Consider the following 18,111-nt stretch of genomic DNA (forward strand, 5'->3'; position numbering starts at 1 on the left):
ATTCCTTGGCGGAGTGGGTTGTCTGCACCTGTTTCCCTGATCCTCAGGGGCGAAAGGAGAGAGAAACTTGCTGGACGTCAACAACTTTGACCGTATGCGCATTGGTCTCGCTTCCCCGGAAATGATTCACAACTGGTCTTACGGAGAGGTTAAGAAACCCGAAACCATTAATTACCGGACGCTCAAACCGGAGCGGGAAGGGCTGTTCTGTGAGAAAATCTTCGGACCGACCCGGGATTGGGAGTGTCATTGCGGTAAATATAAGAGGGTGCGCTACAAAGGAATCGTGTGCGATCGCTGCGGGGTGGAAGTTACGCGTTCCAAGGTGCGCCGGGAACGGATGGGGCATATAGAGTTGGCGGCGCCGGTGTCTCATATTTGGTATTTTAAAGGGATTCCCAGCCGCATGGGACTTCTCCTGGACATGTCCCCCAGGGCCCTGGAAAAAGTTCTCTACTTTGTTTCTTATATAGTAACTGAGGCTGGGGATACTTCGCTCATGCCGAAACAGCTTTTGACCGAGACCGAGTACCGGGAGTACCGGGAAAAATACGGGACGCGTTTTGAAGCGGGCATGGGGGCGGAATCCATCAAGAAACTCCTCGTCGAAATCGACTTACTGAAACTCAATGATGAGCTGCGCACCGAACTTAAGGAAGTAACCGGTCAGCGCAAGGTGCGGGCGATCCGCCGGCTGGAAGTGGTTGAGTCCTTTTTGCAAAGCGGGAATCGGCCCGAATGGATGATCCTGGATGTCGTGCCGGTGATTCCCCCGGAACTCCGGCCCATGGTCCAACTGGACGGCGGCCGCTTCGCCACTTCCGACTTAAACGATCTTTACCGCAGGGTGATAAACCGCAACAACCGTTTGAAACGCCTGCTCGATCTGGGTGCGCCGGATATTATTGTGCGCAATGAGAAACGGATGCTGCAGGAAGCGGTGGACGCCTTGATCGATAACGGACGCCGCGGGCGGCCGGTAACCGGTCCCGGCAACCGCCCCCTTAAGTCGCTCAGCGATATGTTAAAAGGTAAGCAGGGGCGTTTCCGCCAGAACCTGCTCGGCAAGCGCGTGGATTATTCCGGCCGTTCGGTGATTGTCGTGGGGCCGAACCTCAAGCTGCATCAGTGCGGACTGCCCAAAGAAATGGCCCTCGAACTTTTCAAACCTTTTGTCATGAAAAAGCTGGTCAACGAAGGGCACGCCCATAACATTAAAAGTGCGAAACGGATGGTAGAAAGGGTTCGTCCCGAGGTTTGGGATGTTTTGGAGGAGGTCATCACCGGTCACCCGGTTCTGCTCAACCGGGCGCCTACTTTGCACCGGCTGGGGATTCAGGCTTTCGAACCGGTATTGGTTGAGGGGCGCGCTTTACAGATTCATCCCCTGGTTTGCACGGCTTATAATGCCGATTTTGACGGGGACCAGATGGCTGTGCACGTGCCGCTGTCGGTGGAAGCCCAGGCCGAAGCGAGGCTGCTTATGCTTTCCGCTCACAATATTCTCAACCCCAAAGACGGCAGACCGGTGGCTCAACCGAACCAGGACTTGGTTCTGGGAGCTTACTACTTGACGATTGACCGTCCGGGGGCTACGGGCGAGGGCAAGATCTTCCGGGATGTCGATGAAGCGCTCTTGGCCATGGACAGCAAGGAACTCCATCTGCAAGCCATGATGAAAGTGCGCTCGCTGGGCAAACTGGTCGAGACAACGGTGGGGCGCATCCTTTTCAACTCGGTTATTCCCACCGGGAAGAGTGAGCCTTACGTGGTCAACGTCCCGGGGGGACCTGATTACATCAACGAAGTGGCCGGTAAAAAAACTTTGGCCAATATCGTGGCCAAAACCTATCGCGTCGGGGGATATGCGGCCACAGCCACCCTCTTGGACGGGATCAAGAGTTTGGGTTTCAAGTACTCCACTCGGGCCGGGATCACGGTCGGCCTCTCGGATATTGTGGTGCCGGCGGAGAAGAAACGGATCTTGTCGGAGGCCGACGGTCTCGTCGCCAAGATCGAGCAGCAGTACCGGCGGGGACTGATCACAGACGAAGAACGCTACGCCTTGGTTATTGACACCTGGACTAAAGCCACGGATTCTGTCACTAAGGCCCTAATGGACACTTTGGACAAGTTTAACCCGGTCTACATGATGGCCAACTCCGGTGCGCGCGGCAACATTCAACAGTTGCGCCAGTTGGCGGGAATGCGGGGCTTAATGGCAGACCCGTCCGGCCGGACGATTGAATTGCCGATCAAGGCGAATTTCCGGGAGGGCCTGACGGTTTTGGAATACTTCATCTCCTCGCACGGAGCCAGAAAGGGCCTGGCGGACACGGCTTTGCGGACAGCCGATTCCGGTTATCTCACGCGCCGTCTGGTCGACGTGTCTCAGGATGTCATCGTCCGCGAAGACGATTGCGGTACGACGGCCGGCATTACCGTTGAGGACATCAAAGACGGGCCGGAAGTGATCGAAAAACTGGAGGAGCGGCTGGTCGGACGTTTTCTCTTGGAGGATGTGTATCACCCGGAGTCGGGGGAAATTCTGGCGACAAGCGAGGAAGAGATCAACGAAGACCAGGCAAAACTCATCGCCAAGTTCTACAAGTCGGTGCGGATTCGCTCGGTGTTGAACTGCAAGACCCGTTTCGGCGTCTGCAAAAAGTGCTATGGGCGCAATTTAGCCACGGGACGCCCGGTCGAACAGGGTGAGGCAGTGGGAATCATTGCCGCTCAGTCTATCGGCGAGCCGGGAACCCAGCTGACCATGCGCACGTTCCACACGGGTGGGGTCGCCGGTGATGACATTACTCAGGGTTTGCCCCGGGTCGAGGAACTCTTTGAGGCCCGCAAACCGAAAGGCCAGGCGATTATCGCCGAGATCGACGGGAAAGTGGCTATGCGGGAGGTTAAACTTCGCCGGGAAGTCGAAGTGACGGGGGCGAAAGAAGAACGCATCGTCTATACGATTCCCTACGGCTCCCGCCTGCGTGTGCATGACGGGGATACGGTAGAAGCGGGGGACGAGCTGACGGAGGGCAGCGTCAATCCGCATGACATGTTGAAAGTCAAAGGGCTGCGCGGGGTTCAGGCTTACTTGCTCAGCGAGGTTCAGCGCGTTTACCGCTTGCAGGGGGTTGACATTAATGATAAGCACATTGAAGTGATGGTTCGCCAGATGCTGCGCAAGGTGAAAATCGAAGAGCCGGGCGACACGACCCTGCTGCCGGGCGGGTTGATCGACATTTTCGACTTTGAAGCAGCCAATGCCAAGATTATTGCCGACGGGGGTGAGCCCGCGGTGGCGAGGCCGGTTTTGCTGGGGATTACGAAAGCCTCTTTAGCCACGGATTCCTTTCTTTCGGCGGCCTCTTTCCAAGAGACGACGCGCGTCCTCACGGAGGCTGCCATTAAAGGGAAAGTCGATCCTTTGCTGGGTCTCAAGGAGAACGTCATTATCGGCAAGCTGATTCCCGCCGGAACGGGTATGTCCCGTTACCGCAACCTGAAAGTTTCCGCTCCGGCGGAGGTTTGAACCGGTCCGTAGTCTGTCGGCTGCACTTTTACGGCAGGGGAATTTGCCCCGAAATAGTTGCACGCTCAAAGAACTTGGGGGTTCAGACGGTTTTTTGCAGCTTGACAGCGAACTGTGGGAATGCTAAAATGTCATCGTGTGATTTTATGGGTGCAGTGAAGGGGGAAAGCATGAATCTTGCTTGATGAAACCTTGAAACACGCCGGCAGGAAAACGATCGGTCTGAAACAGACCCAAAGGGCCTTGGAAAAAGGGTCGGTGGAGCGCGTTTACGTGGCTCGCGACGCCGATGCCCGGATCGTGCGGCCGATCAGGGAACTGTGCCAAAGTCACGGTGTGGAATGTGTCGAAGTGGGAAGCATGTCCGAACTGGGAAGGGCTTGCGGAATCGAGGTCGGAGCGGCGGTGGCAGCGATTTTGGCTGACCGGCCGTAAACGGCCGAGAGTTTGTTTTGCATGCGGGTTTTGGAATTGCTTGCCTGATGCTGGGGCAAGCAATTCCTTGTATATTGTTTATTGTCCGTGCAGGAAGGAGGTGTAGGCATGCCGACAATCAGTCAGCTTGTTCGTCTTGGACGTTCCAGAATCGAAAAGAAGTCAACAGCTCCCGCTTTGCAGTGGGGCTATAATTCGCTAGAACGTAAGCAATTCCCTTCAGGTGGATCGCCGCAAAAACGCGGAGTGTGCACAAGGGTGTATACAACGACCCCGAAGAAACCGAACTCGGCTCTGCGCAAAGTGGCGCGTGTGCGCCTGACCAATGGGGTGGAGGTCACTTCTTACATTCCGGGAATTGGTCATAACCTTCAGGAGCACTCCGTGGTTTTGGTCAGGGGAGGCCGTGTGAAAGATATTCCGGGCGTTCGCTACCACATTGTGAGAGGCGCGTTGGATACGACTGGTGTGCAAAAAAGGAATCAGGCTCGCTCTAAATACGGGGCAAAACGCGCGAAGAAGAAATAGGCGCCGTTTTGGACCCCGGAGTGCGGTGGCCACGGGAGTTTGTGTCATGTTTGTCTGAAAGGGGGGAAATCATTTGCCACGCAAAGGGTATATTGCTCAGCGCGAGATCCTGCCCGATCCGATTTACAAAAATAGGGTGGTCACGAAGTTTATCAATCAGATCATGCTTGACGGTAAAAAAGGAACGGCAGAATCTATTTGTTATAACGCCTTCACCATTATTAAGGAAAAGACGGGCCGAGATCCGGTGGAGGTCTTCGAAACGGCCTTGAAAAATGTCATGCCGGTTCTGGAGGTTAAAGCCAGGCGGGTTGGCGGCGCCAATTACCAAGTTCCAATCGAAGTAAGGCCTGAACGCCGGCAAACTTTGGGGCTGCGCTGGTTAGTCAGCTATTCCCGCAAACGCAGTGAAAAAACCATGCAGGAGAAGCTGGCCGGGGAACTCCTCGACGCGGCCAACAACGCCGGCGGTTCCGTTAAGAAAAAGGAAGACACGCATAAGATGGCTGAAGCCAACAGGGCCTTTGCTCATTATCGCTGGTAATCGGTCCGGTTGTGACTTTGGCAGAAAGGGGGATTATCATGGCAAGGCAATATCCATTAGAGAGGACTCGGAATATCGGCATCATGGCTCACATCGATGCCGGCAAAACGACGACGACCGAGCGCATCCTTTTCTACACAGGACGGGTGCACAAGATCGGGGAAGTTCATGACGGCGCTGCGACCATGGACTGGATGGTCCAGGAGCAGGAACGCGGCATCACGATTACCTCGGCGGCCACGACCTGTGCCTGGAAAAATCACCGCATTAACATCATAGACACACCAGGACACGTGGATTTCACAGTAGAAGTGGAGCGTTCTCTGCGCGTGCTCGATGGCGCAGTGGCCGTCTTTTGTTCGGTTGGCGGTGTTGAGCCACAATCCGAGACAGTATGGCGGCAGGCGGATAAGTACGGGGTTCCCCGTATTGCCTATATCAACAAGATGGATCGGATGGGTGCCGATTTTTTTCGGGGAGTTTCAATGATTGCCGACCGGCTGGGTGCTAATCCCGTACCAATCCAACTCCCTATAGGGGTTGAAGATTCCTTCAAAGGGATCGTGGATTTGGTGACGATGAAAGCCGTCACCTACACGGATGATCTTGGCACCACCAGTGACATCGCCGATATCCCCGGAGACTTAGTCGAGCTAGCCAATGAATATCGTGAGAAACTCGTCGAGGCCGTGGCCGAGACGGATGAAGGGCTCATGATGAAGTATCTGGAAGGTGAAGAACTGACGGAAGAAGAGATCCGCGGCGGGATCCGCCGCGGTACGATTGGGTTGAAATTCATCCCGATCCTTTGCGGTTCTTCGTTCAAGAACAAAGGGGTACAACCGCTGTTGGACGCGGTCGTTGATTACATGCCATCCCCGCTGGATGTGCCTGCCATTAAAGGGGTGCATCCGGAGACGGGCGAGAATGATCAGAGACATTCTGACGATACTCAGCCGTTTTCCGCCTTGGCCTTTAAGATCATGGCTGACCCCTATGTGGGTAAATTGGCATTTTTCCGGGTATATTCGGGAGTGCTGTCCTCGGGTTCCTATGTTTACAATTCGACCAAAGGAAAGCGTGAGCGCATTGGCCGGATTCTGCAGATGCACGCCAATCACCGCGAAGACATTCAGGAGGTGCGCTCCGGGGACATCGCGGCGGCCGTCGGTCTGAAGGACACGACCACAGGGGACACTTTGTGTGACGAAAAAAGCCCGATCATTCTTGAGGCCATGCAGTTTCCCGAACCGGTGATTCATGTTGCGGTCGAGCCCAAAACGAAGGCCGACCAGGAGAAAATGGGCGGAGCGCTGAGCCGCTTGGCGGAGGAGGACCCGACCTTTCGTATGCACACGGATACCGAAACCGGGCAGACGATTATCTCCGGTATGGGCGAGCTCCATCTGGAAATTATCGTCGACCGGCTGCAGCGCGAATTCAAAGTGGACTGCAATGTCGGACGTCCGCAAGTTGCGTATAAGGAGACGATCCATCGCGCCGTCAAGGCAGAAGGGAAGTTCGTGCGTCAGTCCGGCGGCCGGGGTCAGTACGGCCATTGCTGGATTGAGTTGGAACCCCTGGAAGCGGGCAGCGGTTTTGAGTTTGTCAATAAGATTGTCGGCGGCGTGATCCCCAGGGAGTACATTCCGGCGATTGGTGCGGGTATAGAAGAGGCCATGCAAAACGGTATCCTGGCGGGGTACCCGGTCCTGGACGTGCGCGCCACGGTTTACGACGGGTCCTACCATGACGTGGATTCTTCAGAAATGGCTTTCAAGATTGCCGGCTCCATGGCCTTTAAAGCAGCGGCTGCCAAGGCTGATCCCGTGATTCTGGAACCGATCATGAGAGTTGAAGTCACGGTCCCGGAAGAATACATGGGGGACGTGATCGGGGATATGAATTCAAGGCGGGGACGAATCGAAGGAATGGAAGCCCGGGCGGGAGCTCAAGTAGTGCGGGGTTTTGTACCGCTGGCCGAAATGTTCGGTTACGCGACGGATCTGCGCTCGCGCACCCAGGGACGGGGTACCTACGTAATGATGTTTGATCATTACGAGGATGTGCCCAAGAACATCGCCGAAGGGATCATCACGAAACGGCAAGGCGCCTGATTCAGAGACCGGAAGCCGGAGGTCAGACATCGAGGCTGCGTCAGCATGGTCAGTTCCGGCCCGGGTACAGTGCCGAGTAATGCCACATTGTGGCCAAATCCTTGACCTTAATTCTATTAAAGGAGTGAAACACTCAAATGGCAAAACAAAAGTACGAACGTACCAAGCCCCACGTTAACGTCGGAACCATCGGTCACGTTGACCATGGCAAGACGACTACCACGGCGGCCATCACCCTGGTTCTGTCTAAGACCGGCGGAGCGGTAGCCACGGCTTTTGACCAGATTGACAAGGCCCCGGAGGAGAGGGAACGCGGTATCACGATTTCGACGGCTCACGTGGAATATGAAACAGCCACCCGGCACTATGCCCACGTGGACTGCCCAGGCCACGCCGATTACATCAAGAACATGATCACCGGCGCCGCCCAGATGGACGGGGCCATCCTGGTTGTCTCCGCCGCCGACGGACCGATGCCGCAAACGCGGGAGCATATTCTCTTGGCCCGTCAGGTCGGTGTGCCCTATATCGTGGTCTGGCTCAACAAAGCAGACATGGTGGATGATCCGGAACTGATGGAGCTTGTGGAAATGGAAATCCGTGAGCTGTTGAGCGAATACGAATTCCCGGGCGACGATATTCCGATTGTCGCGGGTTCCGGCTTGAAGGCTCTTGAATGCGGCTGCGGTAAACGCGAGTGTGAGTGGTGCGGCAAGATCTGGGAGCTGATGGATGCCATCGATTCCTACATTCCCACACCGCAGCGCGATACCGACAAACCTTTCCTTATGCCTGTGGAAGATGTCTTTACCATCACCGGCCGCGGAACCGTGGCTACCGGCAGGGTTGAGCGCGGCATGGTGAAAGTCGGAGATGAAGTGGAGATCGTCGGCCTGACGGATGCGCCTCGCAAAACCGTGGTGACCGGGGTGGAGATGTTCCGCAAGCTTCTCGATCAGGCCCAAGCCGGGGACAATATCGGCTGCCTGCTGCGTGGCGTGGAACGCAAGGACGTCGAACGCGGTCAGGTTTTGGCGAAGACGGGCAGCATTAAGCCTCATACGAAGTTCAGCGGCGAAGTATACGTCTTGAGCAAGGAAGAGGGCGGACGCCATACGCCTTTCTTCAACAACTACCGGCCGCAGTTCTACTTCCGCACCACGGACGTGACCGGAGTCATCACACTGCCCGAAGGGACGGAGATGATCATGCCGGGAGACCGGGTTACGATCAATGTGGAACTCATTACCCCGATTGCCATGGAAGTGGGTCTGCGTTTCGCTATCCGCGAGGGCGGCCGTACAGTGGGAGCCGGAGTGGTTGCCAATATCGTGGAATAAATCCTGAAGAACCGGACGGTTCGGCCGGAGAGACTATGTCAAAAGTGCCGAAATCCGCGGGCTGCCCGGAGTTCGGTTTCCCGGTTTCCGCGTTTGGGGAGGGCGGCCGCTTTGCCTGCCGCCCGTAACTTTCCGGCGAACAGGGCCGGGAAAAAGTGAAGCGTAAAAGGTTGCCGGCACGGGGGCTCCGCCCGGACCGGGTAATTTTTACGCCATTTGCCCGCTTGAGAGGGCTGAAGGAGGATGGTTATAATGAGCCAAAAGATCCGCATTCGTTTAAAAGCGTTTGATCACAAGGCGTTGGACCAGTCGGCCGCCAGGATTGTCGAGACGGCGAAACGGACCGGGGCGCAGGTGAGCGGCCCCATTCCTTTGCCCACGGAGAAAAACATCTACACGATTCTTCGTTCTCCGCACGTCAATAAGGATTCCCGCGAACAGTTTGAGATGCGAACACACAAGCGCCTTATTGACATTCTCGAGCCCACGTCGAAAACGGTCGATTCCCTGATGCGTCTGGACCTGCCGGCGGGGGTCGATATTGAGATCAAATTATAAGGGTGGCTATTCGCCAGAGGGGAAATTTTACTGGCATTGCAAAGGTATTTGTGCTATAATATCTGTGTTTGTTGTGTGAAACGCCCGGAGGCGTGGTTCCAAAGTGCGGGCCGCGGTCAAGCCCGAAAGTGCGGGTATGGCGCAGGTTCCGAGCAAAATAGAAACGCTCTCGTGCTCCGGAAAACTTCGGTGCACTTCAAAGCGTTAGGAGGTGGCATTCGTGTCTAAAGGGATCTTGGGCAGAAAAGTCGGGATGACCCAAGTCTTCGTGGAGAATGGGCACTTGATTCCCGTCACGGTTGTGGAAGCAGGACCCTGTTATGTCGTGCAGAAGAAAACTGCCGCAACGGACGGGTATAACGCCATTCAAGTAGGCTTTGGCGAGAAAAGGGAGAGCTTGGCGAATAAGCCGGAGAAAGGCCATTTTCAAAAAGCTCAGCAGAAGCCGCTGCGTTTTCTCAGAGAGTTTAAAGTGTCGGCGGACGACGTGGAAGGCTACCAGTTAGGGCAGGAAATCAAGGCGGATGTTTTTCAAAGCGGGGATCGCATCGACGTCGTGGGCGTGTCCAGAGGAAAAGGCTTTGAAGGGATGATCAAGCGGCACGGCGCGCGGCGGGGACCTATGAAACATGGGTCGAAATACCATCACCGCACAGGTTCGTTAGGCGCGAAGGGTCCGGCTCGCGTTTTTAAAGGACGCAAACTTCCCGGACGTATGGGCGGAGACCGGGTTACGGTGCAAAACCTTGAAATTGTCCGGGTTGATGTGGATAAGAACATGGTTTTAGTCAAAGGGGCAGTTCCGGGGGCAAAAAAAGGATTGCTCATTCTGAAAGCTTCCGTCAAGGGCGTTAAGGCGAAGTAACGCGAGAGAAAGGAGGAATCGGGCATGCCTAAAGTTCAAGTATTAAATATGCAAGGCGCTCCCGTCGGGGAGATTGACTTGAACGAAGATATTTTCGGAATAAAACCTAACCAACACGCGGTGCATACGACGGTTGTCTCTCTCCTGGCCGGCCGGCGCAGCGGCAGCCAGTCCGCCTTGTTGCGCAGTGAAGTGCGCGGCGGCGGACGCAAGCCCTGGCGGCAGAAAGGAACGGGCAAGGCGCGCTCCGGCAGCACACGTTCGCCGATTTGGCGGGGCGGCGGAGTAGTATTCGCCCCCAAGCCCCGCAAGTATGGTTTCCAAGTGCCGAAGAAAGTACGGCGGCTGGCGTTGTGCTCCGCTCTCTCAGCCAAAGTTCAGTTGGAGAATTTGATTGTTCTGGACCAATTGAAGCTGGCGGAAGCGAAAACACGAGAGATGGTTAAAGTTCTGGAGGCGTTGAAGGCCGGCAAGAAGGCCCTGGTTGTAACCGCTCAGAGCGACGAGACAATCAGCCGGGCGGCGCGCAACATCGCCGGCGTGAAGGCCACGCCGGTCCAGGGCTTGAACGTTTTTGATATTTTAAACCACGATGTTTTGGTTTTGACCCAAGAGGCCGTAGCGAAAGCGGAGGAGGTGTTTGCGTAATGCGCGATGCACGTGATGTTCTCAGACGTCCGGTCATTTCCGAAAAATCGGTGAACCTGTCGGCTGAAAACAAATACTCCTTCTGGGTCGACCCGGCCGCCAATAAGATCGAAATCAAAAACGCGGTGGAGAAGATGTTTAAAGTGGGTGTGACCGAAGTCCGGACCATGAATGTCAAAGGCCGCGTGAAACGGGTGGGTCGCCACAGCGGCAGAACTCCGGATCGGAAGAAGGCCGTCGTGACCTTGAGACCCGGAGACGCGATCGAAGGATTTGCCGGTCTCTAAAGCGGATGCGAAGGGAGTGTTAGCCATGCCGGTTAAAGCATTTAAACCAACCTCTCCGGGTCGGCGTCAGATGAGTGTCTCGACCTTCGAGGAAATTACGAAAAGTGAACCCGAGCGTTCCCTGACCGAGCCTCTGCGCAAACGCGCCGGTCGCAACCAGCAAGGGCGTTTGACCGTTAGGCATAAGGGCGGGGGGCATAAACGCCTCTATCGGGTTATTGATTTTAAGCGCGGCAAAGACGGGGTTGCGGCCAAAGTTGCCGCGATAGAATATGATCCCAACCGTTCGGCCAATATCGCCTTGCTCCATTATGCGGACGGTCTCAAAACTTATATTCTGGCTCCCAACGGCCTGCAGGTGGGTATGACAGTCGTTTCCGGGGCGGATGCCGACATCAAGGTGGGAAACGCTTTGCCCCTGAGGAACATCCCCGTGGGAACTCTTTTGCACAATATTGAGATGAAACCCGGCAAAGGGGCTCAGTTGGTCAGGACAGCCGGCGGCTCCGCCCAGTTGATGGCCAAGGAAGGGGCTTACGCCACTCTGCGCCTGCCCTCCGGAGAAATGAGGCTGGTGCATCTGAATTGCCGGGCCACCATCGGCCAGGTCGGCAACCTCGAGCACGAAAATATTCACCTCGGCAAAGCCGGGAGAACGCGGTGGCTGGGCATCAGGCCGACCGTGCGCGGTTCGGTGATGAACCCCGTCGATCACCCCCATGGCGGGGGCGAGGGGCGCAACCCGATTGGGCGCAATCCTGTCACTCCTTGGGGCAAACCGGCCCTGGGTGCCAAGACGCGCAAGAAAAAGAATCCGACGAGTCGCTTTATCGTCAAGCGGCGCAGCAAATAAGGTTTATACCAGCCGAAAGGAGGCCCAGGAATGAGCAGATCCCTCAAAAAAGGACCCTACGCGCAAGCCCGGCTGTTGCAGCGGGTGGAAGCGATGAATCAATCCGGCGAAAAACGCGTCCTCAAGACGTGGTCCCGGCGTTCGACCATCTACCCTCAGATGGTAGGGCATACGATTGCCGTTCATGACGGCCGTAAGCATATTCCCATTTATTTGACCGAAGATATGGTGGGGCACAAACTGGGTGAGTTTGCGCCGACCCGCACCTTTAAGGGCCACGCCGGCAGTGAAAAATCAAGCGGGCTACGTTAATCTGGAGGAGGTATTGGAATGCAAGCCAAAGCGATTGCCAAATATGTGCGTGTCTCTCCTCGCAAGGTACGCCAGGTTGTCGATCTGATACGCGGCAAGAAAGTTCCCGAGGCATTGGCCATCCTCCGCTTTACCCCGAACGGATCGACGGAGCCGGTGACGAAAGTCCTCAAGTCGGCCGTAGCCAACGCGGAGCATAATCTGGAACTTAACCCGGACGAACTTTTTGTTACCCGGATTTACGTGGACCAGGGGCCGACTATGAAAAGGATTAAACCGCGCGCTATGGGCCGGGCGGATCAAATTCGCAAACGGGGCAGTCACATCACCGTGGTGGTCGGCGACAAGAAGGAGGACTAGGCGATGGGTCAAAAAGTTAATCCGAAAGGCTTTCGCGTCGGAATCATCCGTGACTGGGAAGGCCGCTGGTATGCCGATAAGAATTACTCGGAACTCCTGCATGAGGACCTGAAAGTCCGCAAGTTTATCAAAAAGAAGCTGTTCCAGGCCGGGGTGCCGAAAGTGGAAATTGAACGCGCGGCCAACCGGGTCAAAGTCTCCGTCCATGCCGCGAAACCCGGGATAGTTATCGGCAGAGGCGGTGTCGAAGTCGAGAACCTGCGCAAACAGTTGGAGGGGCTGACCGGGAAACAGGTCGCCGTCAACATCGTGGAAGTAAAGAAGCCGGAGCTGGACGCCCAACTCGTGGCCGAGAGCGTGGCTCAGCAGTTGGAAAAGAGGATCTCCTTCCGCCGGGCGATGAAACAAACCGTCGGCCGCACCATGCGCCAGGGAGCCCAGGGGATCAAGATTTCCTGTGCCGGCCGCTTGGCTGGCGCGGAGATTGCCCGGACGGAGTGGTATAACGAGGGGAAAGTACCCCTTCATACTTTGCGCGCCGACATAGACTACGGCTTCGCGGAAGCGAACACGACCTATGGCAAAATCGGCGTTAAAGTTTGGATTTACAAAGGAGAAATTCTTCCCGCCAAGAAAGTCTCTCAGGTGGAAGGAGGAAAATAGATGCTTGTTCCAACCAGAGTAAAACACCGGAAACAACACCGCGGCCGCATGAGAGGGAAAGCGACCCGCGGCAATACCGTGACCTTTGGCGAATTCGGTTTGGCAGCTCTGGAACCCGCCTGGATTACCAACCGGCAGATTGAGGCAGCCCGTATCGCCATGACCCGTTACATCAAACGGGGCGGTCAAGTGTGGATTAAGATTTTCCCGGATAAACCGATAACCGCGAAGCCGGCGGAGACCCGCATGGGCAGCGGCAAGGGAGCGCCGGAGTATTGGGTGGCGGTTGTCAAGCCCGGACGCGTGATGTTTGAACTGGCCGGCATCCCGGAAGAGGTGGCCCGTGAGGCCTTGCGGCTGGCGGCTCATAAACTTCCGATTAAATGCCAAATCGTGCGCCGTGAGGAGCTCGAAGGGGGTGGCGCGGATGAGGAGTAAGGAATTCCGCGATCTGACGGACGAAGAGGTTCTAAAGAAAATCGATGAGCTCAAAACGGAACTGTTTAATTTACGTTTTCAACTGGCCACGGGACAACTTGACAATTTTATGCGCATCCGTGAAGTGCGCAAGGGCATTGCGAGAGGGCAGACAATTCTCCGCGAGCGCGAACTGAACATCGAGCGCGTTTAGGCTGGGAAAGGAGGATACACGAGTGGAAAGAAACCAACGTAAAGTCCGGATCGGTAAGGTCGTCAGCGATAAAATGGAAAAGACGGTGGTCGTGGCGGTTGAAATCAAAGAGCGTCATCCAATCTACAAGCGCACGATTGCCCATACCAAGAGGTTTCACGCCCACGACGAAAATAACTCCGCTCATGTGGGGGACACTGTGGTTATCATGGAAACCCGCCCGCTCAGTAAGAGCAAGAGGTGGCGTGTGGTCGAAGTTACGGAAAGAGCGGTCGTCCTCTGATATGCTCTGCAGCACAGGAAAGGGGGTCTTAAGGGATGATCCAGGTTCAAACGACACTCAAGGTCGGCGATAACACCGGAGCGAAAAAAGTCATGTGCATCCGGGTTTTGGGGGGTTCATTCAGGCGTTATGCCTCGGTCGGCGATATTATTGTCGTTGCGGTGAAAGAAGCAACACCAGGCGGCGTTGTCAAAAAAGGAGAGGTCGCAAAAGCCGTGGTTGTGCGGACAACGAAGGAAATCAGGCGACCGGACGGTTCGTACATCCGCTTCAGCGAAAACGCGGCCGTTCTCATTAAAGACGACAGGAGCCCGCGGGGTACACGTATTTTTGGCCCGGTGGCCCGCGAACTGCGCGACCGGGATTTTATGAAGATTATCTCTCTGGCCCCGGAAGTGATCTAAAGAACGTATGGCAGCGGAGGTGAAATAAAGTGGCCGCAGTAAGGCAAAAGATGCATGTGAGGAAGGGCGACACGGTGATGGTGATCACCGGCAAAGATGTCGGCAGAAAAGGGAAAGTCCTGCAGGTGCTGCCGAAAAAAGGCCGGGTGATCGTGGAGAAAGTGAATATCGTGAAACGCCATACACGCCCGTCACAAAGCCTGCCGCAGGGGGGTATCGTTGAAAAAGAGGCCCCCATCGCGAGTTCCAACGTCATGCTCTACTGTCCGGAGTGCAATTCCGTGACGCGTTTGAGGGTGAAGATGACGGATTCCGGCAAGGTACGGGTTTGTACTAAGTGCGGTATGAATTTGCCGGAGAAATAGATTAGGGCGAAAGGAGGGACCTAGGTGGCTCGCCAAAAAGAACGGTACACCAGCGAAATAGCTCCCGCTTTGCAGCAGAAGTTTGGCTATAAAAACGTTATGCAGATTCCGAAAATGGAAAAGATCGTGATTAACGTCGGCGTGGGGGAAAACATTCAAAACTCCAAGGCCATCGACGCGGCGGTCGGAGATCTGACGAAGATCAGCGGACAGCGTCCGATTGTCACCCGGGCCAAGAAGTCGATAGCGGCCTTTAAGCTCCGCGAAGGTATGGCGATCGGAACGAAGGTGACCCTGCGCGGGGAGCGGATGTACGAATTCATGGATCGGCTTTTGAATGTCGCCCTGCCGCGGGTCCGGGATTTCCGCGGGGTTTCCGCCAAGTCTTTTGATGGGCGCGGGAATTACACCTTGGGCTTAAAAGAACAGATTATTTTCCCCGAGATCGAGTATGACAAGATCGATAAGGTACGGGGTATGAACGTTGTCTTTGTCACGACGGCTCAAACCGACGAAGAAGCGCGCGAATTGCTGCGCCTGTTTGGTATGCCGTTCCACGAATAGGGGAGGGGGTCGAAAGCGTGGCTAAGAAGTCAATGATTGTTCGTCAATTAAAGGAACCGTCATTTAAGGTGCGTGTTCACAATCGCTGCAAAATCTGTGGCCGTCCCCATGCTTACATGCGCAAATTTGGGATTTGTCGGATCTGTTTCCGGGAATTGGCCTATAAAGGCGAGCTTCCCGGAATTACGAAAGCCAGCTGGTAGGCCACTGTAAGGAAGGGGGAAGATTCTAGTGTCAATGTCAGATCCTATCGCCGATTTCCTGACAAGGATCCGCAACGCGGGTTTGGTTTACCACGATAAAGTCGAAATTCCCGCCTCGCGGATTAAAAGAGATATCGCGCAGCTGATGAAAGCGGAAGGCTTAATCAAAGACGTGGAAACGATTCAGGACGACAAGCAGGGTGTGATCCGGCTTTACTTGAAATACGGCCCCAATCGGGAACGCGTGATCAGCGGCTTAAAACGCATCAGCCGGCCAGGGCTGCGCGTATATGCCAAGAAAGATGAGGTTCCAAAAGTACTGGGCGGCCTGGGCATCGCCGTGATCTCCACGTCCAAGGGAATTATGTCGGATAAACAGGCCCGCAAGGAAGGATTGGGCGGAGAAGTCATTTGCTATATCTGGTAAGTTAAGGGAGCTATTGGACTATAAGACGGAGGTGCAGTGAATGTCCAGAATTGGCAAGCTGCCCATTGGCATTCCCGGCGGCGTGGTGGTCAAAATGGAGGGCAACACAGTCACGGTGCAGGGACCGAAAGGGTCTTTGACGAAGGAGTTGCATCCGTCCATCCATCTGGCTGTGGAAGACGGGCAAATTCTTGTGACGCGTTCCGGTGACGAGCCTGCAGACCGTTCTTTGCATGGGCTGACCAGGTCTCTCGTGGCCAACATGGTGCAAGGGGTTACCGATGGTTTCAGCAAAGGGCTGGAACTGGTGGGTGTCGGCTACCGGGCGGCGAAGCAGGGGAATAAACTGGTCTTGACGGTGGGCAAATCCCATCCGGTGGAACTGACACCCAGCGAGGGCATTGAAATTGAAGTGCCCGCTCCGACGAAAATCCTGGTCAAAGGGATGGACAAGGAGAAAGTGGGCGCTTTTGCCGCCATCGTGCGCACGCAACGGGAGCCGGAACCCTACAAGGGCAAGGGGATAAAGTATGAAAACGAAGTGATTCGGCGCAAGGTCGGTAAGACGGGCGGCAAGAAAGGTGCTAAAAAATAGGGCAAGAGGTATGGCGTTTGCCCGGGAAAGGAGCGAGTTTCGTTGAGAAAAACCGTTGATCGCCAGGCGATTCGCAGACACAAGCATACCAGGGTGCGCAAGAGCGTGACCGGGACGGCCGAACGCCCGCGTCTGGCCGTGTTCCGCAGCCTCAATCATATTTACGCTCAGGTTATTGATGACACTCTGGGGGCGACCCTCGCGGCGGCCTCTTCCCTGGACGCGGAGTTTAAAGAGGCGAAACTGTCCGGGGGCAATGTCGAGGGCGCTCAGAAAGTGGGCGAACTTATTGCCAAGAGGGCTCGGGATAAAGGAATAGGGCAAGTGGTTTTCGACAGGGGAGGAAATATATACCAGGGACGGGTTGCGGCGTTGGCCGCCGGAGCGCGCGAAGGCGGGCTGAACTTCTGAGAAAGGTAAAGGAGGGAAAATCGTTGGCGAAAATCGATGCGAGTAAGCTGGAACTGACGGAAAAAGTAGTGCATATCGCCCGGGTCGCGAAAGTCGTGAAAGGCGGGCGCCGCTTCAGCTTCAGTGCTCTCGTGGTTGTCGGGGACGGGCAGGGCCATGTGGGCGCCGGTCTGGGCAAAGCCGGAGAAGTTCCCGAGGCCATTCGCAAAGGGATTGAAGATGCCAAGAAGAGTCTGATCTTGATTCCGCTGACGGGGACGACGATACCGCATCCGATCGTAGGGGTGTTCGGGGCCGGTGAGGTCCTGCTCAAGCCGGCTTCTGCCGGTACGGGTGTCATAGCCGGTGGCGCGGTCAGGGCGGTTTTGGAAGCGGCCGGGGTGCATGATATTCTGACGAAATCATTGGGTTCGGCCAACCCGCACAATATGGTGAATGCGACTATGGCGGGCTTGACGTCCCTGAAACGGGCGGAAGAAGTGGCCAAACTCCGCGGCAAGACTGTGGAAGAAATCCTGGGTTAGGAGGGTTAGCCGTGAAGATTAAAGTGACACTCGTCAGGAGTCCGATCAGCCATCCGCAAAAGCAGCGCCTGGTCCTCCGGTCTTTGGGACTTGGCAAAGTCGGCTCCAGCGCCATTCATGCAGATTCGCCTTCTATCCAAGGCATGATCAGCAAGTGTGCCCATCTGGTGTCCGTTGAACAAATTGCCGAGTAAGGAGGTGTTTTACCAGCATGAAACTGCATGAGCTGAAACCGGCCCCGGGCTCGACCAGGGACAGCAAACGTCTCGGCCGGGGGATAGGTTCGGGGCAGGGAAAAACTGCGGGCAAAGGGCACAAAGGCCAGAAAGCCCGCTCAGGCGGCGGCGTGCGCCCCGGGTTTGAGGGCGGGCAGCAGCCGTTGTACCGCCGATTGCCGAAGCGGGGTTTTACCAATATCTTTGGTAAAGAATATACCATCGTCAATGTCGGTGACTTGGAAAGCCGCTTTGAAAGCGGGGAAGAGGTTACGATTGAAAAGTTGTTTGAAGTCGGCCTCATTAAGAAAGTTCGGGACGGAGTGAAAGTCCTGGCCGAAGGAGAGTTGACGAAAGCCCTGACCGTCAAGGTGGACAAGGTCAGTGAGGCGGCGAAAGGAAAAATCGAGGCCGTTGGCGGCAAAGTCGAGGTGGGGTAAG

General features: G+C 55.6%; 27 protein-coding genes. All 27 read left to right on the top strand.

Annotated elements, in window-relative coordinates:
- Positions 1-67: 67 nt before the first annotated feature.
- The 27 genes from rpoC (at position 68) to rplO (ending at position 18,110) form a co-directional block, all read left to right on the top strand.
- Positions 68-3,538: a DNA-directed RNA polymerase subunit beta' gene (rpoC, locus tag MNU25_RS03825; protein WP_277350657.1), complete on the top strand. Its 3,471-nt coding sequence runs from the start codon at positions 68-70 to the stop codon at positions 3,536-3,538.
- A 177-nt stretch (positions 3,539-3,715) separates the two neighbouring features.
- Positions 3,716-3,973, top strand: coding sequence for a L7Ae/L30e/S12e/Gadd45 family ribosomal protein (locus MNU25_RS03830; RefSeq protein WP_047830776.1), 258 nt, complete (start codon positions 3,716-3,718; stop codon positions 3,971-3,973).
- Positions 3,974-4,081: 108 nt separating this feature from the next.
- Complete coding sequence (gene rpsL / locus MNU25_RS03835) at positions 4,082-4,501, top strand: 30S ribosomal protein S12 (protein ID WP_047830777.1); 420 nt, start codon at positions 4,082-4,084, stop codon at positions 4,499-4,501.
- A 73-nt stretch (positions 4,502-4,574) separates the two neighbouring features.
- Entirely contained in the window at positions 4,575-5,045 is a 471-nt protein-coding gene (gene rpsG / locus MNU25_RS03840; RefSeq protein ID WP_240983854.1) for a 30S ribosomal protein S7, read from the top strand.
- Between the two features lie 38 nt (positions 5,046-5,083).
- The gene (gene fusA / locus MNU25_RS03845; protein WP_240983855.1) at positions 5,084-7,162 is read left to right on the top strand and encodes an elongation factor G; all 2,079 of its coding nucleotides are present in this window, start codon (positions 5,084-5,086) and stop codon (positions 7,160-7,162) included.
- A gap of 137 nt (positions 7,163-7,299) precedes the next feature.
- Complete coding sequence (gene tuf / locus MNU25_RS03850; RefSeq protein WP_240983856.1) at positions 7,300-8,502, top strand: elongation factor Tu; 1,203 nt, start codon at positions 7,300-7,302, stop codon at positions 8,500-8,502.
- A gap of 249 nt (positions 8,503-8,751) precedes the next feature.
- On the top strand, positions 8,752-9,060 hold the full coding sequence (gene rpsJ, locus MNU25_RS03855) for a 30S ribosomal protein S10 (RefSeq protein WP_240986717.1): 309 nt from the start codon (positions 8,752-8,754) through the stop codon (positions 9,058-9,060).
- Between the two features lie 220 nt (positions 9,061-9,280).
- The gene (gene rplC, locus MNU25_RS03860) at positions 9,281-9,925 is read left to right on the top strand and encodes a 50S ribosomal protein L3 (RefSeq protein WP_261487660.1); all 645 of its coding nucleotides are present in this window, start codon (positions 9,281-9,283) and stop codon (positions 9,923-9,925) included.
- 24 nt (positions 9,926-9,949) lie between these two features.
- Complete coding sequence (gene rplD, locus MNU25_RS03865) at positions 9,950-10,573, top strand: 50S ribosomal protein L4 (RefSeq protein ID WP_240983858.1); 624 nt, start codon at positions 9,950-9,952, stop codon at positions 10,571-10,573.
- Positions 10,573-10,860 (top strand): 50S ribosomal protein L23, encoded by a 288-nt coding sequence (gene rplW / locus MNU25_RS03870; protein ID WP_240983859.1) that lies wholly within the window; start codon positions 10,573-10,575, stop codon positions 10,858-10,860. Before rplD ends, rplW begins: the two co-directional genes overlap by 1 nt.
- Positions 10,861-10,885: 25 nt before the next feature.
- Complete coding sequence (rplB, locus tag MNU25_RS03875) at positions 10,886-11,713, top strand: 50S ribosomal protein L2 (RefSeq protein WP_240983860.1); 828 nt, start codon at positions 10,886-10,888, stop codon at positions 11,711-11,713.
- 30 nt (positions 11,714-11,743) lie between these two features.
- Positions 11,744-12,025: a 30S ribosomal protein S19 gene (gene rpsS / locus MNU25_RS03880; protein ID WP_047830787.1), complete on the top strand. Its 282-nt coding sequence runs from the start codon at positions 11,744-11,746 to the stop codon at positions 12,023-12,025.
- Between the two features lie 18 nt (positions 12,026-12,043).
- Complete coding sequence (gene rplV, locus MNU25_RS03885; protein ID WP_240983861.1) at positions 12,044-12,385, top strand: 50S ribosomal protein L22; 342 nt, start codon at positions 12,044-12,046, stop codon at positions 12,383-12,385.
- A 3-nt stretch (positions 12,386-12,388) separates the two neighbouring features.
- Positions 12,389-13,048, top strand: coding sequence for a 30S ribosomal protein S3 (gene rpsC / locus MNU25_RS03890; protein WP_240983862.1), 660 nt, complete (start codon positions 12,389-12,391; stop codon positions 13,046-13,048).
- On the top strand, positions 13,049-13,486 hold the full coding sequence (rplP, locus tag MNU25_RS03895) for a 50S ribosomal protein L16 (protein ID WP_240983863.1): 438 nt from the start codon (positions 13,049-13,051) through the stop codon (positions 13,484-13,486).
- Entirely contained in the window at positions 13,476-13,679 is a 204-nt protein-coding gene (rpmC, locus tag MNU25_RS03900) for a 50S ribosomal protein L29 (RefSeq protein ID WP_240983864.1), read from the top strand. The genes rplP and rpmC overlap by 11 nt, the downstream gene beginning before the upstream one ends.
- A 22-nt stretch (positions 13,680-13,701) precedes the next feature.
- Positions 13,702-13,962 (top strand): 30S ribosomal protein S17, encoded by a 261-nt coding sequence (rpsQ, locus tag MNU25_RS03905; protein WP_240983865.1) that lies wholly within the window; start codon positions 13,702-13,704, stop codon positions 13,960-13,962.
- Positions 13,963-13,997: 35 nt separating this feature from the next.
- The gene (gene rplN, locus MNU25_RS03910; RefSeq protein ID WP_240983866.1) at positions 13,998-14,366 is read left to right on the top strand and encodes a 50S ribosomal protein L14; all 369 of its coding nucleotides are present in this window, start codon (positions 13,998-14,000) and stop codon (positions 14,364-14,366) included.
- A 29-nt stretch (positions 14,367-14,395) separates the two neighbouring features.
- Positions 14,396-14,731 carry a 50S ribosomal protein L24 gene (rplX, locus tag MNU25_RS03915; RefSeq protein ID WP_240983867.1) on the top strand — a complete coding sequence of 112 codons (336 nt, stop codon included), beginning with the start codon at positions 14,396-14,398 and terminating at the stop codon, positions 14,729-14,731.
- A 24-nt stretch (positions 14,732-14,755) separates the two neighbouring features.
- Complete coding sequence (gene rplE / locus MNU25_RS03920; protein WP_240983868.1) at positions 14,756-15,295, top strand: 50S ribosomal protein L5; 540 nt, start codon at positions 14,756-14,758, stop codon at positions 15,293-15,295.
- 17 nt (positions 15,296-15,312) lie between these two features.
- Positions 15,313-15,498: a type Z 30S ribosomal protein S14 gene (locus MNU25_RS03925; RefSeq protein WP_047830796.1), complete on the top strand. Its 186-nt coding sequence runs from the start codon at positions 15,313-15,315 to the stop codon at positions 15,496-15,498.
- Positions 15,499-15,526: 28 nt separating this feature from the next.
- Positions 15,527-15,925 (top strand): 30S ribosomal protein S8, encoded by a 399-nt coding sequence (gene rpsH / locus MNU25_RS03930; RefSeq protein ID WP_240983869.1) that lies wholly within the window; start codon positions 15,527-15,529, stop codon positions 15,923-15,925.
- Positions 15,926-15,965: 40 nt separating this feature from the next.
- Positions 15,966-16,520 carry a 50S ribosomal protein L6 gene (gene rplF, locus MNU25_RS03935; RefSeq protein ID WP_240983870.1) on the top strand — a complete coding sequence of 185 codons (555 nt, stop codon included), beginning with the start codon at positions 15,966-15,968 and terminating at the stop codon, positions 16,518-16,520.
- Between the two features lie 42 nt (positions 16,521-16,562).
- On the top strand, positions 16,563-16,931 hold the full coding sequence (rplR, locus tag MNU25_RS03940; RefSeq protein WP_240983871.1) for a 50S ribosomal protein L18: 369 nt from the start codon (positions 16,563-16,565) through the stop codon (positions 16,929-16,931).
- A gap of 23 nt (positions 16,932-16,954) precedes the next feature.
- Positions 16,955-17,455 (top strand): 30S ribosomal protein S5, encoded by a 501-nt coding sequence (gene rpsE / locus MNU25_RS03945; protein ID WP_240983872.1) that lies wholly within the window; start codon positions 16,955-16,957, stop codon positions 17,453-17,455.
- An 11-nt stretch (positions 17,456-17,466) separates the two neighbouring features.
- On the top strand, positions 17,467-17,649 hold the full coding sequence (gene rpmD, locus MNU25_RS03950) for a 50S ribosomal protein L30 (RefSeq protein ID WP_240983873.1): 183 nt from the start codon (positions 17,467-17,469) through the stop codon (positions 17,647-17,649).
- A gap of 17 nt (positions 17,650-17,666) precedes the next feature.
- The gene (gene rplO, locus MNU25_RS03955; protein ID WP_240983874.1) at positions 17,667-18,110 is read left to right on the top strand and encodes a 50S ribosomal protein L15; all 444 of its coding nucleotides are present in this window, start codon (positions 17,667-17,669) and stop codon (positions 18,108-18,110) included.
- The last annotated feature ends 1 nt before the right edge of the window (position 18,111 follow it).

Source organism: Acididesulfobacillus acetoxydans (genome assembly GCF_902729405.1).
Lineage (GTDB): Bacteria > Bacillota > Desulfitobacteriia > Desulfitobacteriales > Desulfitobacteriaceae > Acididesulfobacillus > Acididesulfobacillus acetoxydans.

Excerpts from the sequence above, each read along its gene's own strand:
- rpsL (WP_047830777.1), top strand. The coding sequence starts at position 4,082 with ATGCCGACAATCAGTCAGCTTGTTCGTCTTGGACGTTCCAGAATCGAA.
- fusA (WP_240983855.1), top strand. The coding sequence starts at position 5,084 with ATGGCAAGGCAATATCCATTAGAGAGGACTCGGAATATCGGCATCATG.
- tuf (WP_240983856.1), top strand. The coding sequence starts at position 7,300 with ATGGCAAAACAAAAGTACGAACGTACCAAGCCCCACGTTAACGTCGGA.
- rplD (WP_240983858.1), top strand. The coding sequence starts at position 9,950 with ATGCCTAAAGTTCAAGTATTAAATATGCAAGGCGCTCCCGTCGGGGAG.
- rplW (WP_240983859.1), top strand. The coding sequence starts at position 10,573 with ATGCGCGATGCACGTGATGTTCTCAGACGTCCGGTCATTTCCGAAAAA.
- rplB (WP_240983860.1), top strand. The coding sequence starts at position 10,886 with ATGCCGGTTAAAGCATTTAAACCAACCTCTCCGGGTCGGCGTCAGATG.
- rpsS (WP_047830787.1), top strand. The coding sequence starts at position 11,744 with ATGAGCAGATCCCTCAAAAAAGGACCCTACGCGCAAGCCCGGCTGTTG.
- rplV (WP_240983861.1), top strand. The coding sequence starts at position 12,044 with ATGCAAGCCAAAGCGATTGCCAAATATGTGCGTGTCTCTCCTCGCAAG.
- rpsC (WP_240983862.1), top strand. The coding sequence starts at position 12,389 with ATGGGTCAAAAAGTTAATCCGAAAGGCTTTCGCGTCGGAATCATCCGT.
- rplP (WP_240983863.1), top strand. The coding sequence starts at position 13,049 with ATGCTTGTTCCAACCAGAGTAAAACACCGGAAACAACACCGCGGCCGC.
- rpmC (WP_240983864.1), top strand. The coding sequence starts at position 13,476 with ATGAGGAGTAAGGAATTCCGCGATCTGACGGACGAAGAGGTTCTAAAG.
- rplN (WP_240983866.1), top strand. The coding sequence starts at position 13,998 with ATGATCCAGGTTCAAACGACACTCAAGGTCGGCGATAACACCGGAGCG.
- rplF (WP_240983870.1), top strand. The coding sequence starts at position 15,966 with ATGTCCAGAATTGGCAAGCTGCCCATTGGCATTCCCGGCGGCGTGGTG.
- rplO (WP_240983874.1), top strand. The coding sequence starts at position 17,667 with ATGAAACTGCATGAGCTGAAACCGGCCCCGGGCTCGACCAGGGACAGC.